The 17,552-nt window shown below is 67.1% G+C and carries 10 protein-coding genes; 6 read left to right on the top strand and 4 right to left on the bottom strand.

Features of this window, described 5'->3' with window-relative positions:
- Positions 1-51: 51 nt before the first annotated feature.
- The gene (locus tag ABFD92_11605) at positions 52-1,584 is read right to left on the bottom strand and encodes a hypothetical protein (GenBank protein ID MEN6505180.1); all 1,533 of its coding nucleotides are present in this window, start codon (positions 1,582-1,584) and stop codon (positions 52-54) included.
- A gap of 263 nt (positions 1,585-1,847) precedes the next feature.
- Between ABFD92_11605 and ABFD92_11600 the strand changes: the two genes are divergently transcribed.
- From ABFD92_11600 to ABFD92_11580, 5 genes are all read left to right on the top strand, one after another.
- Entirely contained in the window at positions 1,848-2,864 is a 1,017-nt protein-coding gene (locus tag ABFD92_11600) for a Gfo/Idh/MocA family oxidoreductase (protein ID MEN6505179.1), read from the top strand.
- A 248-nt stretch (positions 2,865-3,112) separates the two neighbouring features.
- On the top strand, positions 3,113-3,298 hold the full coding sequence (locus ABFD92_11595) for a hypothetical protein (protein MEN6505178.1): 186 nt from the start codon (positions 3,113-3,115) through the stop codon (positions 3,296-3,298).
- 105 nt (positions 3,299-3,403) lie between these two features.
- Complete coding sequence (locus ABFD92_11590; protein ID MEN6505177.1) at positions 3,404-6,016, top strand: HEAT repeat domain-containing protein; 2,613 nt, start codon at positions 3,404-3,406, stop codon at positions 6,014-6,016.
- Positions 6,017-6,099: 83 nt separating this feature from the next.
- Entirely contained in the window at positions 6,100-9,465 is a 3,366-nt protein-coding gene (locus ABFD92_11585) for a PQQ-binding-like beta-propeller repeat protein (GenBank protein MEN6505176.1), read from the top strand.
- Between the two features lie 183 nt (positions 9,466-9,648).
- Positions 9,649-12,819 carry a PQQ-binding-like beta-propeller repeat protein gene (locus tag ABFD92_11580; GenBank protein ID MEN6505175.1) on the top strand — a complete coding sequence of 1,057 codons (3,171 nt, stop codon included), beginning with the start codon at positions 9,649-9,651 and terminating at the stop codon, positions 12,817-12,819.
- Between the two features lie 24 nt (positions 12,820-12,843).
- Here ABFD92_11580 and ABFD92_11575 read toward each other — a convergent pair whose 3' ends face one another.
- Together ABFD92_11575 and ABFD92_11570 are read right to left on the bottom strand one after the other, a co-directional pair.
- Positions 12,844-13,521, bottom strand: a complete 678-nt coding sequence (locus tag ABFD92_11575; protein MEN6505174.1) for a hypothetical protein — start codon at positions 13,519-13,521, stop codon at positions 12,844-12,846.
- 191 nt (positions 13,522-13,712) lie between these two features.
- Positions 13,713-14,657 carry a site-specific DNA-methyltransferase gene (locus ABFD92_11570; GenBank protein ID MEN6505173.1) on the bottom strand — a complete coding sequence of 315 codons (945 nt, stop codon included), beginning with the start codon at positions 14,655-14,657 and terminating at the stop codon, positions 13,713-13,715.
- Between the two features lie 65 nt (positions 14,658-14,722).
- Here ABFD92_11570 and ABFD92_11565 point away from each other — a divergent pair, with 65 nt between their 5' ends.
- Positions 14,723-15,136, top strand: a complete 414-nt coding sequence (locus tag ABFD92_11565) for a YXWGXW repeat-containing protein (protein ID MEN6505172.1) — start codon at positions 14,723-14,725, stop codon at positions 15,134-15,136.
- A 68-nt stretch (positions 15,137-15,204) separates the two neighbouring features.
- Here the strand turns inward: ABFD92_11565 and ABFD92_11560 are convergent, their stop codons facing one another.
- Positions 15,205-17,472: a serine hydrolase gene (locus ABFD92_11560; protein ID MEN6505171.1), complete on the bottom strand. Its 2,268-nt coding sequence runs from the start codon at positions 17,470-17,472 to the stop codon at positions 15,205-15,207.
- Positions 17,473-17,552 lie beyond the last annotated feature (80 nt).

The raw sequence follows: 17,552 nt of genomic DNA, 5'->3' as shown, positions 1-17,552 counted from the left end.
AAAGCGGCCCCATTTTCAACGGCGTCGAACCTGCATCTGCCGGTCGAGCGGCTACTTGAGCCCGGCCAGCAGCACTTTGGCTTCGCGGGCCGCGGGCGTGCCGGCATGGTCATTCATGATCGTCTGCAGGAGGCTTTGGGCGGCTTGGGACTGATCGTTTCGCACCAGCAGACGGGCGGCCTGGAGCAGTTCTTCGGCATCGGCTTTCTTAGCCGGCGCTTGCGGAGTCTTGGCGCGGTGGGAGCGCGGTTTGGCCTGCTCAGTCGGCGCCGGTTGAGCGACGACAGGTTCGGCGGGGCGGGCAGGACGCTCCTGGTACGCGGCGACGGGGTTGTCCAGAACGGCCTGGGCCTCCTTGGCCGCGGCCGTCGAGGGATGCTTGGTAATGATCGCCTTGAGCGATTCCTTGCCCTTCTCTTCCAGCCCGTTGCGGATGAGCAGCTTGGCCATGTCCAGAAGCGTTTCGATCGAGGCCGACGATGACTGCGCCGGCGCCGCGGCGGCGGCAACGGCGGGAGCGGCCGATACGCCCGTCGGTCCGCTGGGCTCGGCGTCGGCGGTGACCACGCCCTCAACATCCGGAGGCCGCCACACCGGCTTGAACGTCGGAACCTCCGCTTCTTTAAGGCGCTTCTCGGCGTCGGTGTTGGCCGTGGCGGCCACCCGGATCTCCTGCGAAAGCGACTGCATCCGCTGCGTGGCCTGGGTCATGTAGCCGTTCCAGCGATTGCGGCGCTCGCGAAGGATGTTCATCTGGCTCTCGATGCCGCGCGCCTGGGCATTCCTGGCCGCCTCGGACATCGTCGGATCGTTCAGCGTCCGGTCCAGCGACACCTGAAGGCTGTCGATCTTCGAGTCGCAGGCGTCGATCACAGACGCGTTGGACGACACCGCCGCCTGGAGTTTCTTGGCCAGACCCGTCAGCGTATCAAGCCGCCGCCGCGTCTCCTGTGCCTTCTCCTTGCACACCGCCAGGTGCTCGTTGTACGCCTTGGCGGCCGTCACCGTCTCCTGATAGCACTTGGCGAACACCGGCGACTTGAGCCAGTTGGGCTTCTGCACCGCCAGGGTCTGCGTCACGTTGCTGTTGAGCCGGGGCGGGATGGGCAGCCCTTCATACCACCCCAGCAGATATCCCATGTTGTTCAGCAGCGAAGGATTCGCCGGTAGCAGTTCGGCCGCCTGGGCGCCGGCCGATATCGCCTGGCGGTAGTCCTGGCGGACAGCATTGTAATATGCCTGCACTGACCAGGCCTGACCATCCTGGGCGTCGAGTTGGGTCAATTCCGCGGCCGCATAGTAGGCCAGCCTTGGGAACCCGCATTTGAGCGCCGTCTCCATGTAGGCGTGGTAAAGATCCTCGCTTCGCGGATCGATAGCCCGGGCCTGGGCGTACAGCGCCGCGGCGGTGCGGATGTCGCGAGTCTGGCGAATCTCCGCGATCAGCGAATCGAGGCTGCCCTGGCCGGAGCTGGACGACGTGCCGTCCCCTGCCCAGAGGCTGCCGCATAGGCAAAGCGCCGCCAAGGCCGTCTCGCACAGCCTCGCTCTTGGCTTCTCCCCCCGGATGTTTCCGGCGTCCATTGCTTCACCCGTCTTTCGCTCGCTGAACTTAACCACCTTTCGGCGAGGCAGGACCGCGTACTGAAACTTTTTTATGGACCGCCCCGGACTACCGGCCGGACGGCTTGGCACTCATCTGCCGGGTTTTACCAATTTGACTGAATTCTAGCGTCGTCCTCCTGACGCGACTGCTTTATTTTGCACGTTCCGCCCCGCCATGCCAGCCATAATTTGACAATTTATTTCCCCCCCGCCACAATGACCGGACATTAAGGAACCACATTATGTCCAAGGTCGTCAAGATCGGCGTCATCGGCGTGGGCTGGCCCGGCTGCGAGCACCTCAAAGGATACAAGTCCGACACGGCTGCACAAGTCGTCGCCCTGTGCGACATCAACACCGACCTGCTGGCCGCCAAGTGCAAAGAGTACGACGTGCCCCAGGGCTTCGCCAGCTACAGGAAAATGCTCGCCCAGGCCGATCTCGACGCCGTCAGCGTGGCCGTCCCCAATGACCTGCACGCCCCAATCACCATCGCCGCCCTGCAGGCGGGAAAGCACGTTATCTGCGAGAAACCTCCCGCCCGCAAGGTCGCCGAGGCGCAGGCGATGGCCGCGGCGGCCAAGAAGGCCCGCAAGGTCCTCATGTACGCCCTGTGCCAGCGATTCACCAGCGCCGCGACCACCATCCATCGCTATGTCGAGTCGGGCGAACTGGGCGAGATCTACTTCGGCCGGGCGGTCTACCACCGCCGCCGCGGAATTCCGCTGGGGACCAAGAGCTGGTTCGTGGACAAGTCGCGGGCCGGCGGCGGAGCACTGATCGACATCGGCGTTCACGCCCTGGATAACGCCTGGTGGCTGATGGGCTGCCCGCGCCCTGTCAGCGTCTGCGGGGCCGCCTACACCCGCTTCGCCCATACCGTGCCCGCCGGGGTCAAGTACGACGTCGACGACTCGGCGTTCGCCCTGATCCGCTTCGCCAACGACGCGGTGCTGATCCTCGAGGCCAGTTGGGCACTCAACCAGCGTGGCGGCAGCGCCATCCAGATCGCCGGGACCCTCGGCGGCGCCGAAGTCAACCCGCTGACCATCTTCGTCGAACGCAACGGCATGCAGATGGACATCACCCCCCAGCCGCCGGCCAACAACCCCTTCGCCGACGAGGTCAAGCACTTCGTCCAGTGCATCCAGACCCGCCGCCAGCCGATCCCCTGCGCCGCCCACGGCGTGACGCTGATGAAAATGCTCAACGGCGTCTACGACTCCCAGAAGACCCGCCGCGAGGTTCGGATTTCATAGGTTTGCTCGGGCAATTTAACCGCAGAGGTCGCGGAGGACGCTGAGGAAGAAGAAGTTAAAAACTCCTTCTTTTTTCTCTGCGTCCTCTGCGATCTCCGCGGTGAATATCCGTCGCGAACCAATCGCCGACGTACTGTCCATAATCCACAATCCGAAATCCCCAATCCGCAATTCCTGCGGACAGGCAACAGCCCCAACGGCCATTTGTACGATAACAATTAAGTGCATAACCTCCGAAGGAGTGCGCCATGAAGAACGTGGAAATGAGCGTTGAAGGCAATATCCTGACGATCAAGGTCGACCTGAGCAAGGAGTTCGGCCCTTCGTCATCGGGCAAGACGGTCATCATCGCCTCGACCGAGGGCAACGCCACCATCCCGGACCGACAGGAAAAGGTCGGCCTGAACGTCTACAAGAAGCCCGCCCAGGCGTAGGCATCCTGGCGGGCCAACCAGGCTCTGTCATATCCGAGGCGTTTCGGGTAGACTGACTACCCCCAACCTCAGGAAGGAAGTATCGTGTTGTCTTTGCGCGATAGGATGCGTTCTGCCGCACTGACGGCTGTCCTGGCGGCGCTGTCGGCCGGTGCGGCGGCCCAGACCGCCGGCGAAGCGGCTTCACAGCCGGCTCAACCTTCGACCCAGGCCGCGTCCGAACCCTCCGCCGCAGCGCCCGTCGAAGCAGTTCCCGGGATGACCGCCGCTCTCAAGGACATGCTGACCTACCAGTCCGGAAAGAGCGCCGACGCCATCGAGGCCGTCGCTGAGATCGTCAAGTCCGCCACGCCCGAAGTGCGAACGCAACTGGTGGAGTACTTCGTCAAGGTACTCGACAACAAAATCAAATCCACCCTCGACTGCAGAATATTCGTCTGCCGCCAACTGGCCCTGATCGGCACGACCGAGGCGGTCGACTGCCTCGCCAAGGCGATGAACAGCGACGACCTGTTCTCCACAACCGTCCAGTCGCTCGAAGCGATCCCCCTGCCCCAGGCGGGCGAGACCCTGCGCGTCGCCCTGAAGCGGTTCAAAGGGCGCCAGCTCATCAGCCTGATCGACTCGGCCGGTCGCCGTCGCGACGAGCAGGCCATCGACGCGCTGCTGGGGTTCGTTTCGCCGGACAACGACGCGATCCTGGCCGCGGCTATCGCCGCGCTGTCGCGCATCGCCACGCCGGACGCCGCCGCGGCGCTGGTCAAGGCCTATGGCAAGGCGCCGTCGCGCTACCGCCCGTCGATCGCCCAGGCGCGCCTCCGGGTGGCGCGCGAGATGGTCGCCGCCGGGAAGATCGACGCGGCGATGACCATCTGCGAGCAACTCACCGGCGAGGATGTTCCGGTGGTGCTGCGACTGTCCGCCCTGCACGGGCTGGCCGCCACCGCCCCGACCCGCGCCGCCCCCGTGGTGACGCGGCTGTTGATCAACCCCGATCCGGCGATGGCGGCCAAGGCCCGCGAACTCGCCCGCTCGATGGTCGGCTCGGCGGTTACCGAGGCGATGGGGCGCGACATGAAGGATCTTGACGCCGCCGCGCAGGTGGCCCTGCTGGGCGTGCTGGTCGAACGCAACGACCCCGCCGCGCGATCGGCCATCATGACCGCGGCCGGCGGCGAACACGCCTCCGCGCGCCTGGCGGCCGTCGTGGCCCTGGCCAAACTTGGCGACGCCGCCTGCGTGCCCATGCTGGCGGAGATGACCGGCGCAGAGGAACCCCTTGCCGCCGCCGCCCGAGCGACGCTGCGGGCCCTGCAAGGCCGCGCCGTCGACCAGGCGATCATCTGGGCGATCAAGCCTGCCAAGAACAATATCAAAGTCGAGCTCTTCCGCTGCCTGGCCGACCGCAAGACCGCCTGGGCCGTCCCCGAGCTGCTCCAAGCCTGCACCGATGACGACGAGATCGTTCGCAGCGAGGCGTTCAAAACCCTCGCCGCCGTCGCCGAGGTGCGATACCTGCCCATGCTCGTCCGCCGCATGCTCGCCGCCACCGGCGACAATGACCGCCCCGCCGCAGAGTCGGCCGTCGCCCTCTGTGGGCGCCGAAGCGGCGACCTGGACAAGGCCGTCATCCTCGTCGCAAAGTCGCTGAGCGTCAGCGAAGACCTCCGCGACCGCTGCAGCCTGCTGCGGGCCATCGGAGGCATCGGCGGCGGACAGGCCCTCAAGATCGTCCACGCCGCCGCCAAAGACCCCAACGAAGCCATCCGCGACGCCGCCGCCCAGTGCATCATCAATTGGCCCGACGCTTCGGTGCTCGACGACCTCATCGAGATCATCACCAAGAGCGAGAATCTCGACCACCACGCCGCCGCCCTGCGCGCGTATCTGCGCCAGGCCGCGGCGCTGCGGCGCGACAACCCCGCCCAGGCGCTCGATATGTACCGCCGCGCCCTCATGCTCGCCAAGCGAGACGACGAGAAGCGGCTGGTCCTGTCAGATATCGCCGACATGCCCTCACTCGACACGCTGATGCTGGCGGGCCATCACCTTGCCGACCAGGCCCTGCAGTCGCAGGCCGCCGCGTCGATCCTGGTCATCTCAAGGTCCATCGCCCGCCAGTACCGCCACGACGTCACGCAGGCCCTGCAGGCGGTCCTGAAGACCAAGTGCGACGGCCTCGTGCTCTCCGGCGCGCGTGAACTGCTCACCGCCCTGGAAGGCGGACAGGACCATATCCTGAGCTGGAAGCTCGCCGGCCCCTATACGCAGCCGGACAAGGGCCCGACCGAACTGTTCGACATCCCCTTCCCGCCCGAGACCCACGACGCCCCCGTCGTCTGGCGGCCGATCACCGCCGGCGGCGACGCCTCGCGCCCCTGGGCGGTGGACCTGAGCAAGGCCGTCGAGGGGCTCCACAACTGCACCGCGTATCTTCGCACGAGCATCTACAGCCCGGATGATCGCCAGGCCAAGCTCGAAACCGGCAGCGACGACGGCCTGCGGGCCTGGATCAACGGAAAGCAGGTAATCGCCGCCAATTCGCGGCGCGGGATCAGCATCGCCCAGGACCACGCCACCGTCACCCTCAACAAGGGATGGAACGTGCTGCTGCTGAAGGTGACCCAGGCCGACGGCAACTTCGCCGCCTGCGCCCGAATCCGCGGCGCCGACAACAAACCCATCGAAGGCCTGCGCGAAAACGCCGACCTGCCCTAGCATCCGCTCCGGAGAGTAAATCGCTTCATGGCTGGGGGTCCTTTAGCCCGCTACCGCAAAGGGGCTTGAGGGTTGGATACTTCGTGAAGAAGCATGGCATTTTGTTGTTGGTATCCTTCTGCGCCGCGGCGGCTGCGCAGGAGGTTGCGCCTCCGCCGCCGCGCGAGGCGGCGGTGGAACAGGCTTGCGCCAAGGCGCAGCAGATCGCCGCGGCAGGGCAGTACGACCAGATCGAGCCGTTCATCAAGCAGATCGAGCAAGCCGCCGCGGGCAAGCCCGCGATGCTGTCGGCCGTGGGCGAATTGTACGCCTGGTTCGGCCACAACCGCCTCGCCAGCGAAACGTTCCTCAAGGCGAAGGACGCCAAGTCGCTGGACTACTCAGCCAGCCGGCGCGGGGTGATCACCGACGTGCCCCGCGACGCCGACATGGAGATGCGCTGCGACGCCATCCGGGCGCTGAGCGCCGAATCGGCGGCGTCGGCGCTCAAGCCGCGCGAGGCGCAGGACCTTCTCGAACAAACGCTGACCAAGCACTCCTGCCTGCGCCTCAACGAATCGCACTACGCCTCGGCGTGGTACGCGTGCGACCAGTCGCTCAACGCCATGCCCGCCCAGCGCCTCGCGGCCATCCGCGCCGAGCAGGACATCCTGGCCCGGAACCGCGCCGCCGAGGCGGCCCGGACCGGACAGTTCGACCAGGCCCTGAGGCTCTTTCGCCGATATCCCTGGGCCGCCAGCGTTCACGAGGCCCTGCTCGACCTGGGCGAATTGGCCGTTAGTCAGCATCGCTTCCACTGGGCGGCGGCCGCCGGCCAGGACGTGCTCACCCACGCCGAACCCGGCAGCGAAATCCGCGGCCGCGCCCAGACCCTGCTGTGGCTGACAATGGCCCAGACCCCCCAGGGGCGGATCGAGCTATCCGGCGCCGCCGAGGGCGCGGCGCTGCCCTGGCGGGGCGGAACAGCCGGCGCGGCGCAAATCAAGGCGGCGCTGCTGGGGCAGAATGCACAGGCGCCCTCACAGAAGACCCCGCCAGTCCCGGTCACGCTGCCGGAAGGATGGACCTCGCTGGGGCGGCGCAGCGATGAAGGCGTCGAGTTGTCGCTGCACGTGGCCTGGCCGGTGGGCTGGGTCCAGGACACGCCGCGCGGGCTGCTGGTCGGATGCGCCTCGAGCATCGCCCTGCTGGGCGAAGGCTCCAAGACGCTCTGGTCGCGAACGCCCCCGGCGGCGGCGCCGATGAAAGACTGGGACCCGCCCCGGCAAGACTGGCAGCTCGCCTACGATCGTCAGGGCCCCAGCAGCCTGGGCGACCACGCGCCGGTGGTGACGATGATCGCAGCCGGAACCTCCGCCAGCCGCTGGGTCCTCTGCCAGTTCGAAGACCAGCAGGCCCCCGAAGCCATCACCGCCTGCGACCTGGCCGACGGGGCCGTGCTCTGGACCACGCGCGATAAACCCGACTGGCAGAAGATGCGCCCCCTGTGCCGCCCGCTGGCCGTTGACGGCCGCGTGTTCGTCCTGACTACCGAGATGCGGGAGCCGCCCCACTTCTGGCGCGTGCATGAACGTCCCGCCAACGCCGCCGCCGCGGGCGACTCGCCGCTGGCGCTGGTGGGCCTGGACGCCGCCGACGGGCGAATCCTCTTCAAGCACGTCCTGGGCTCGGCGACCGATCCGGTAGCCGAGTTGATCCGCGGCGGCTGCGGCCTGTCCATCTACGACGGGGCGATCTACTGCTCGACCAACGCCGGGTTCGTCGCCCGCGCCGACTGCCGCGACGGAATGATCGCGTGGATCAAGGCCTACCCGCAGGCGTTCCAGGCGGCCAAACCGCCGATCCAATACAGCCGCGAGGGCCCCGGACCCATCGTTGTGGGCAAGGCGGTGCTGGCGGCCCCGCGCGACCATAGCGGCGTTATCGCCCTCGACCGCGACAGCGGAAACGTGCTCTGGGAGCGGCCGATGGTGCCTTCCGACCGCTTCGCCGGCGTCTGCGGCGGCGTGCTGGTGACGGTCAACACGCGCTGGCTGGCGGGCATCGAGGCCGCCACCGGACGCATGCTCTGGTGCCGCAAGCTCCCTGCCGCCATCGCCAGCCAGGCGGGCATCGCCGGCGCCAACGTCCAGGTCCTCTGCCAGGACAAGCTGTTGCAGTTTGCAGCCGCCACGGGCGCCCCGGCTGGCGAAACGCCTTTGGACGCCGCCATGGCCGAGCCGGTCTTTCTGGGCGACGGGCGCCTGGCGATCGTCAACGTGCCGCCGCTGCCGGCGCCCAAGGAGGGCAAGACGCCCTCGCGGCCGCTCCAGGCGCCGCTGCAAGAGGCGCTGAGCCTGCCCCTGGCCCGGGCGCAAATTTTCGTGCCCCCCTCGCACGCGGCGGCCCCGGACGTCATGGCCGTGCTGGCCGACCGCCTGCTGGTGTGCATCCGCACCAAGCCCGCCATCGAGGTCGTCTGGCAGCGGTTGCTGCCGGGGCGGCCGGGCAAGGGCATCATTATCGGCAAGCACATTCTCCTGACGACCGGCTCGAACGTGGCGGCCTTCAGCTGCGCCGACGGCAAGCCGGCGTGGTCCACCGATTTGCCTTTCAGCCCCGAGATGCTCGACGGCGACGACAAGACCCTCTTCACCGCCACCGGCAGCGGCGCCGAGGCCTGGGCGGCCATGATCGAGCCGGCCGGCGGGCGCGTGCTGTGGAGCCGCGACCTGACGAGGGAGGGCTTCACGACCGCCCTGCACTCGCCCTTCTTCCGCCGCCAGGGCGATGGGGCGCCGTCGGTAGGCATGCTGCTGACCAAACCCCAGGACAAGGACGTGCAGTATTGCGAAATGCTGCTCGATAACCGCTCGGGGGCCGTGGCCAAGGTCACGCCGCTGCCTTGCACCGAACCGTTCTTGCCCAGTTTGGTCGCGGCGGGACAAGACTGGATCTTCTTTCAGGATAAAGGCGCGATTCTACACGTTCTCCGCCGCGGCGGGTCCGGCCCGGACTGGGGCGAGAAGATCAACATGCAATGGGCCAACCCCAACACCCACCAGGTTTACAGCATGGCGGAAGGTCCGATCTACCGCGATCGCGGACTGCTGCGGCACTTCATCGTCGCGGCCAACCGCGGCGTGACGTATCTGCCCGGCGACAAACCCTGGGGCGTGCAGACGGTGCTGGACTTCCGCCGCCAGGGCAACACGTTCGTCATCGTCTCGTCGATCCGCATCGAGATCCTGCACCGCTCGCTGAAGTGGCGCGAGATCCGCAAGCCCAGCCAGATGTGGCTGGACGTCTACGAGACCGACAGCGGCAAGCTGCTCTTCCACCAGGTGCTCGGCGGCGTCTCGGACTGGGACACGAGCTGGTACAAGTTCCAACCCTCCGGCGGCGCCGTCGACAACGCCGTCATCGGCGCCGACTCAACCACCGTCCGCGTCTTCACTGGGGCGAAGTAGTATGGAGTGCGGCAGCCTCAGCTGCCGCTTTCGAAGTTTCTCAGAGCGTTGGATCGTGGCTCTCCGGGCCTGCGGCCCTGCGCGCCACGGCACCTGGCGCGACTCAATCGTCCTTGCTTTCATTCCCATTTTGCGGGTAATACTGCATATTGAGGCCGCCTGTGCAGGCCCAAAGGAGCACCGATGCGTTCATGGTTGATTCGTCTGGCGTTCGCCGCCGTGATTCTCTCTACCGCCGTCGTTTTGCACGCCGCCGCCCCAGGCGAGGCGCAGTGGTTCCTGTCCGATTCAGGCAACACCGGCGGGTTGGTCGTCTCCATCGGCGGCAGCGCCGATCTGGCGCTGGCCCTGTACCCCGGCATGGCCTATCGCGTGCATGCCCTCAATGCCGACGCGGCGGCTGTCCAGGGCATTCGCAAGGCCGCGGCAGCAAAGAATCTCTCGGGCCTCGTCGGCGCCGATGCCTGGAAAAGCGGGCCGCTGCCCTATGTCGACAACTCAGTGAACCTGCTGATCGACGCGACCGCCTCAGCCGACGCCGCCGAGGTGCAGCGCGTGCTGGTGCCCAACGGCACGGCGTACACCCTGCGCGACGGGCAGTGGGCCAAAACCACCAAGCCGCGTCCCGCTGACATCGACGAGTGGCACCACTACCTGCACGGCCCGGACAACAACGCTGTGGCCAACGACGACGAGGCCGGATCGCCGCGCCACCTGCAGTGGCTGGCCGGTCCGCCCCACGCACGCAGCCACGAGCACCTGGCCTCGGTCAGTGCGGTGGTCTCAGCCAACGGCCGCCTGTTCTCGATCCTCGACGACGCGCCGGTCCTTTCGGTGGCCCTGCCGGCCCAGTGGGTGCTGATCGCCCGCGACGCCTTTAACGGCGTGGAGTTGTGGCGCCTGCCCGTGAGCCCGTGGGAGCGCCATCTGAACGGGTTCCGCGGAGGCCCCGCCGAGATCGGGCGCCGCCTCGTAGCCGTCGGCGACCGCGTCTATGTCACGCTGGGTTACGGCAAGCCGCTGCAGATGCTCGACGGCGCGACCGGTGGCGTGCTCAAGACCTACGACGACTCCGACACCACTCGCGAGATCATCCTCGACAAGGGCGTGCTGTACCTCGACCAGGGTCCCACCGATGTCTATACCGCCGCCGGGCAGGCCAAACGCCGCGGCGTGACCGCCCCGCCGGCCTCGCACCGCCTGCGGGCCATCGACGCCGAAACCGGCAAGGTCATCTGGTCGCTGCAGGACACCGACACCGACGACATCCGCCCCACCACGATGGCCGTCAGCGGCGGCAAGGTGTTCTTCCAGAACGCCGCTGCCGTCGTCGCCCTCGACGCGGCCACGGGCAAAGCCCTGTGGCGCGCGCCGCGGGCGTCGCGCGGGATCCTTTCGCAGTCATCGGCGACGCTGGTGGTCTATGACGGCGTGGTGCTCTCGGCCGACCCGACCGCCCCGGCCCCGCCGGAAGACCCCGACGCCGTCAAGCCCTCGCCGCGCAACCAGGTCGCCGAGAACGCCGGCGAGCTGGTCGCCCTGTCGGCGGAGGACGGCAAGTTCCTCTGGAAGGCGCGGTGCTATCCGAACTTCATGGCCCCGGTGGACGTGATCGTGGCCGACGGGGTGCTGTGGATGGGGCAGCTCTGGAGCGTCGTGAACCCCGGCGTGACCAACGCCCGCGAGGTCAAGACCGGAAAGATTATCCGCCGCCGCGAACCGGACAACCCCGACCACTTCGTCGTCAGCCATCACCGCTGCCACCGATTCCGCGCGACCAACCGGTTCCTCGTGCTCAGCCGCGCGGGCATCGAACTGCTCGACACGAAAACCGGAACGATGGAGCTCAACCACTGGGTGCGCGGCACGTGCCAGCACGGACCGGTGCCCGCCAACGGCCTCATCTACGCCCCGCCGCACGCCTGCGCGTGCTACTTCGAGGCGATGATCCGCGGATTTGCCGCCTTCACCCCCGTGCGGAAGCTACCGGCCAATCCCGCGCCCAATCTCGAAAAAGGCCCGGCGTATGACGCCGTGGCCGCCGAGAAAGCCCCCGAGGGCGACAGCGGCGCCTGGCCGACCTACCGCGGCGACCCGGCGCGCAGCGGTTCGACGAGCGACCGGGTGGGTCTGGCGCTGATCCCGGCCTGGAAGACGCCCATCGGCGGGCGGCTCAGCGCGGTGACGGTATCCGGCGGCAAGGCGTACGTCTCCTCGATCGACGCCCACACCGTCTACGCCCTGGACGCCACGACCGGGTCGGTGGCCTGGAGCTACATCGCCGGCGGGCGCGTCGACTCGCCGCCGACGATCGACGGTCCGCGAGTCCTGTTCGGATGCGCCGACGGCTACACCTATTGCCTGCGCGCCTCGGACGGGGCGTTGGCCTGGCGGTTCCGCGCTGCCCCGGCCGACCAGCGCATGATGGTGCGCGAGCGGCTCGAGTCGGTCTGGCCGGTCCACGGCAGCGTGCTGGTGCGAGGGCGCGACGCCTGGTTCACCGCCGGACGCACGTCCTACCTCGACGGCGGGCTGTATCTCTACCGCGTCAATGCCGCCACGGGCGTGCAGGTGTCGCTGACGCATATCGACAGCCGCGACCCGCGCACCGGCGGACAGCCCGCCAACGCGATCGAAGGGTTCGGCATGGCTGGGGCGCTCAATGACGTGCTGTCCGGCGACGACGAGCACGTCTTCATGCGGCATACGGTCTTCAGCCCCGAGGGCGCCAAGCTCGAATCGCGCGTCCCGCACCTGTTCAGCCCGGTGGGCTTCCTCGACGACTCGTGGTTCCACCGATCCTACTGGCTCATCGGACCCAAGATGGAAGCGGGGTTCCGCGACTGGGGCGCCGCCTCCAACCAGGTGCCCTTCGCCCGCATGTTCTGCATCGGCAACGACACCGCCTACGGGTTCGGACGCAGCCAGGCCGACCCCAAGGCCAGCCACGTCGGCGTCGAGAAAGACAGCAAGTACCGCCTCTTCGCCGCCTCGGCCCAGAAGAAGGACTACGAAGCCTGGGCCAAGGCCGGAGGGTGGAAGTCAGCCGTCCAGTACCAGTGGCAGGTTTCCCTGCCGCTGCTGGTGAGGGCGATGGTGCTGGCCGACAAGACGCTCTTCGTCGCCGGCGCGCCGGACCTGCTCAAGGACCAGAGCCCCCAGGCCACCGCGGCGCTGCAAGGCAAGGCCGGCGCTTCGCTGTGGGCCATCTCCACCGCCGACGGCAGCACGCTGGGCAAATATGACCTCCACAGCCCGCCGGTCTTCGACGGCATGGCCGTGGGGGCAGAGAGGATCTTCGTCGCCACCCTCGACGGGCACGTGGTCTGCTTCAGCGCCGGTGGAGCGAAATAGACGACGCCGCTTCGGATCGAGCGGTCATTCTTGCGGCGAGGTGTCTTTGCCGATGCCCGCGATGTACGACCGCTTGCCGGCGGCCTCGACGATATCCATCCGGATGCTGTCGGCCAGCAGTTCGTCCTCGCCCAGCAGGCAGAACCAGTCGGGAAAGGCCGCCTGGATGGGCTGATTGGTGCGCTGCGACTCGCGGATGGCTTCCTGGGCCGCCCCGGCGTTGGGGCGCAGGCGGCGACGGTGGATCGAGATGCTTCGCCCTTCGTTGGCCAGCCCGTACGCCCCCGCCAGCGTGGTGACGCTTTGCTGGGTGCGGTCGGAGCGTCCGACGGTCACGGTGACCTTGGGCTCGTATCCGCCGGTCTTGTTCTTGACGATGGAGATCGTCGCGATGCGGTAGATCGTCTGGACGGTGCTCTCGTAGGCGTCGTCCCAGGTGACGGCGTCTTTTCGCCAGAACTCGAAGACGTGCTTTCCCGTCAGCGGAACGGTGGTCATCACGCCGGTGCGGCGGTCGCTGTAGTCTTCCTCGAAGTAGTACTTCCGCAGCACAAACTCCGACGCCAGCCACCAGTTGTCGAAACTCTCCGGCGCCGGCGCCAGCTCGCGAGGAATATAGAGCGGCTGCGTGTAGTTGTCGCCGCACCCCCCCAGCGCCGCAACCGCCGCCAGCACCGCAAGGCTGATGATCGAAGTCCGCATGGCAAGTCTCCGCCAGGGCGCAAAAAAAACGCCCCGCTGTTGGCTCAGGCGAAGATTATATCCTAACGTCCCCTTGAACGAAACAACCGCTTCCTGCTGGACGAAGTCAACTGCCCGACGTCTTCCAGCCCTTGCCACAGCCCCGGCCTCCCAACCGCCGGGGCTGCTTTATTGGGCGGACGCCTTCGCGATCAGGCAATCTTGTCCAGCGCCTGGCGTTCGAACACGATTTCGGTCTCAGCAAACAGTGAGCCGCTTTCTTTCTCCAGACGGCGGCGCGTCATCTGAAGATACTTCTCTTCAACATCGATCCCGATGCTGTTGCGACCGGATTTCATTGCCGCAAGCGACGTGGTCCCGGTTCCCAGAAATGGATCCAGCACGGTGTCGCCGACAAATGAAAACATCCGCACCAGACGATAAGCCACTTCGAGCGGAAAGGGCGCGGGATGTCGGCTGGTGGATTCGCCCGGAACGGTCCAGATCTGCTGGAACCACTGGCGGAATTCCTCTTTGGACAGCTTGCTCTGCTCTCTCTGCGCCATCGAGGGACTTCGGTAGCCACCACTCTTGCGCTGCATCAAGATGAACTCGATATCGTTCTTGATGATCGCGTTGGGCTCGTACGGTTTGCCCAGAAACCCGCCGCCGTTGTTCACCTCGTAATTGGCGTTGGCGATCTTGTTCCAGATTATCGGATTGAGATTGTCGAACCCCAGCCGCCGGCAAATCACGCAGATGTCCGCGTGCAGCGGCACCACGACGTGGCGGCCGTTCTTCTTGCGAGAAAGGCACACGTCCCCCACCACGCAAACCAAACGTCCGCCTGGCGCCAATACGCGGTAAACCTCCGACCAGACTTGCCGCAGTGCATCAAGGAACTCTTCGTAATCTGCAACATGCCCCAACTGGTCAGGATGGGGCTCATACTCCTTCAGTGTCCAGTACGGCGGCGATGTCACGACCAGATGCACGGATTCATCCGCAATAAATGAAAGGTTCCGCGCGTCGCCCCGAACGATCCGATGGGTTGTGGCGCGGCGGACCCATCTGTCCAATTCCTGGGGATTGAGCGACATGCGCGACAGTATACCCTCCAAAGTCGGCGGGCGATATGCTAAGGAGATGATGAACATCGGGCCGCGCTACAATTACGCCATGTCGGCGGCCATGGGTTTGATGCGATGGCGAGGAGAATCATATGAAGACTCTGATGATCGTGGCGGTTCTGGTTGGGCTCTTGCTCGCTGGCGGGTGCGCCTGTTGCGGCCAGGACCGCAGCTCCGGATCGTGCGGGCATTCGTGCCTGAACTGGTGGGCGTGTGGCCGCATGCGATGCGAGGTCTGGGCCATACCCGCGGACCCTGCCGGCATGGAAGTGCCGCCCCCGCCGGTGCCGCTGGCTGAGTCGATCCCGACCGTCCCGGACGACGACTACGTCTGGATCCCGGGCTACTGGGACTGGACCGGCAGCGACTATCAATGGGTCCGCGGCCAATGGATGCTCCCGCCCGGCACCGCCCGGGTCTGGGTGCCCCCGCGATACGACCTGCGCGCCGGCAGATACTTCTACTACCGGGGTTACTGGGCCAGCGTCGAACGGAAAGATGTCTGAACGGCGGCTTCTCCCCGTCATTGTTCAGTCTCTGCGAACTCCGCGTGCTCTGCGGTGAACTCTCCCGTCTATCGTGCAGATCGCGGATCGATCCCCGACAGCACCGCCTGGATGAATCGGGGATAGTAGGTCTCGAAGTTGGTCCCGCGGCGGCTGCGGGCGATAGCCACCACCAGGTCGTGCTCGGGAACGACCCGCAGCACGGTTTCAGACTTGGCCCCGTGGGCGAAGGCGCCCTTGCCCCAACCTTCGTAATCGAACCACATCGTCCCCAGGCCGTAGACCTGCCCCGCGTCCGGGCCCAGCACCTTCGTCAGCCGCACCGGCAGCAACTGCTCGAACGTCCGCTCGCTCATGAACCGCATGCGGCCGTACGCGCCCTTGTTGAGCAGCATCTGCCCGATGCGCACCAGGTCGTCGGCGGTGCTGAAGGCCGACCCGCCGCCGTCGGGCATCGTCGTGTTGCGACAGCCCAGCGGACCCAGCAGGTGCCCCTGCGCTAACGCGGGCAGCGCCTCGCCGCTGGCGGCTTCGAGAACCTTGCTGCCCAGGTCGAACCCCGTGCCGTTATAGAGGAAGGCCTCGCCCACTCGCACGTGGGGCATATAGGCGGCCAGCCGCTCCTCGAGATCGTGCTCCCCCGCGCCCCAGTGCCAGCCGCTGATCCCGCTGGTGTGCGTGTACAGGTGCCGCAGCGTCAGGGGCTTGTTCATTCGGGCGGCCTGGAACGGCGGCAGGTACTCCGCCACCGGGGCGTCGAGGTCCACCAGGCCCTGATCGACAACCGTCAGCATCAGCGTCGCCGAAAGGCACTTGGTCATCGAGGCCATGAAGCTCGGCGTGTCGCGGCTGATCGCCTTGCCCTCTCGCACGCCGTAGGCTTTGCTCAGGACGATCACGCCGTGGCGCACGACGGCGGCCGTGAAGGGTTCGTCGCTGTCCGCGGCCCACTGCGTGAGCACCGCGTCGATGGCGGCCGCCGCGCCGGCGGTCATGCCCGCCTCGGCGGCGCTGCCCTCCCCCACCACCGGCGCGGGCGGACCGGGATTCGGCCGCGGGCAGACGAAGGGCTTGGGCCAGCGCTTGTCCCAGCCGTAGAACCGCCGCTTGAACTCGACCCACCACTGGCGCTGATCTTCGGTCGCAGGTCCGCCTCGGCGAACGAGCGAGGCGAACCGCCGGCAAAGCCGCCCCTGCGGCGTCATCACTTCGACGACGGCGCCATATCGCCCCGGCTTGGCCGCTCGCGTGACGATCTCATAGCGGCTGTCGTAGTACGTGGTCTTGAGCGTGTAAGAGCCGATCGCGCGGGCGACCATCGCCGCGTCAGCGAAATCCAGCGTCGGCAGAGCCTCGCCGTCGAACTCCGCGGCGGGCGTCGCGGCCATCGGGGCGAAGAGAAACTGCTCGGCCCGGGCGCGGGCGTTGTCCTGCAGAGCGACGCGGGCGACTTCTTTGCCCGCCACCTGCGCGGTCAACTCGGCTGCTTCGGCGCCGGCGCCGCGTTCGGGCATCAGCAGCGTGGCGCAGGCGTATCCGGAAGCGTCGGCCGCCAGAGTCGCCCGCGAAACGACCTTGCCGCCCTGGACGAGCTGCGCTTCTTTGCCGACCGCCGCCGCGCCGCCGCGCAGCTCCAACGTCGTGAGCATCGTTCTGGCGTCGAACCCGCTCCAGTGGATGAACTCCCGCGCCGGCGACGGCTGCCGCGCCAGGCGGCAGATCGTAGCCGGCATCCAGACTCGCCTGATGTCCTCGACGTGCCCGTCGCGATCGTTGACCCAGAAGTGCAGGCTCAGCGTGGTCTTGCTCTCGGCCGGCTCGACGCCTGTTGCCGACCAGGGCAGCAGGATCTCGACGGTGCATTCTCCGCCGCTGCGCGTGCGGACGACTTGCGCCTGCGCTGGACGCCCGCGCGCGGGCTCGGAGCGCTTGTCGAAAAACTGCTGCCGCACCGCCGGCTGGGCAGCGTCCATGCCCGGCGAGATGACCCACTGGCACAGGCCGCCGGCAACGCCCAGGAACACCTCGATCGAGTCGCCCTCGTACAGGCGGTCGCCGCGCGGGTTCTCCATCCACGTGTCGTCCCAGATGTGTACCAGCATCAGCAAGCCGCGGCTGTCCCACCCCAGGCGTGCCCAGACGCGCTGCCCAGCCGCGGCCGCGCCATTGCCGCTCATCGACTCGAGCACATCCAGCCGGTACCCGCCCTGTCCCCAGTCGCCGCCCTTGCCGTCGATGGCAATGCCATCCAACCGCGGAATGTCCAGCCCCGGCGCAGCCGTAGCCGGCACGGCAGCCAATGCAAGGAGCAACAGAATGCAGTGCGTTGTTTTCATGTTTCATCTATCGTAAGACGAGCCCGCGTTGCCCACACGAAGAATCTATGTGGAGTGCGGCGGCAGCAGCCGCCGCTTTC

Source organism: Planctomycetaceae bacterium (assembly GCA_039680605.1).
In the GTDB taxonomy this organism is placed as follows: Bacteria; Planctomycetota; Phycisphaerae; order SM23-33; family SM23-33; genus JAJFUU01.
This window is presented reverse-complemented; position numbering and strand designations above follow the sequence as displayed.

Bases quoted from the DNA above. Each gene is read 5' to 3' on its own strand.
- ABFD92_11590 (MEN6505177.1), top strand. From the start codon at position 3,404: ATGCGTTCTGCCGCACTGACGGCTGTCCTGGCGGCGCTGTCGGCCGGT.
- ABFD92_11600 (MEN6505179.1), top strand. From the start codon at position 1,848: ATGTCCAAGGTCGTCAAGATCGGCGTCATCGGCGTGGGCTGGCCCGGC.
- ABFD92_11565 (MEN6505172.1), top strand. From the start codon at position 14,723: ATGAAGACTCTGATGATCGTGGCGGTTCTGGTTGGGCTCTTGCTCGCT.
- ABFD92_11580 (MEN6505175.1), top strand. From the start codon at position 9,649: ATGCGTTCATGGTTGATTCGTCTGGCGTTCGCCGCCGTGATTCTCTCT.
- ABFD92_11570 (MEN6505173.1), bottom strand. From the start codon at position 14,657: ATGTTCATCATCTCCTTAGCATATCGCCCGCCGACTTTGGAGGGTATA.
- ABFD92_11595 (MEN6505178.1), top strand. From the start codon at position 3,113: ATGAAGAACGTGGAAATGAGCGTTGAAGGCAATATCCTGACGATCAAG.
- ABFD92_11560 (MEN6505171.1), bottom strand. From the start codon at position 17,472: ATGAAAACAACGCACTGCATTCTGTTGCTCCTTGCATTGGCTGCCGTG.
- ABFD92_11575 (MEN6505174.1), bottom strand. From the start codon at position 13,521: ATGCGGACTTCGATCATCAGCCTTGCGGTGCTGGCGGCGGTTGCGGCG.
- ABFD92_11605 (MEN6505180.1), bottom strand. From the start codon at position 1,584: ATGGACGCCGGAAACATCCGGGGGGAGAAGCCAAGAGCGAGGCTGTGC.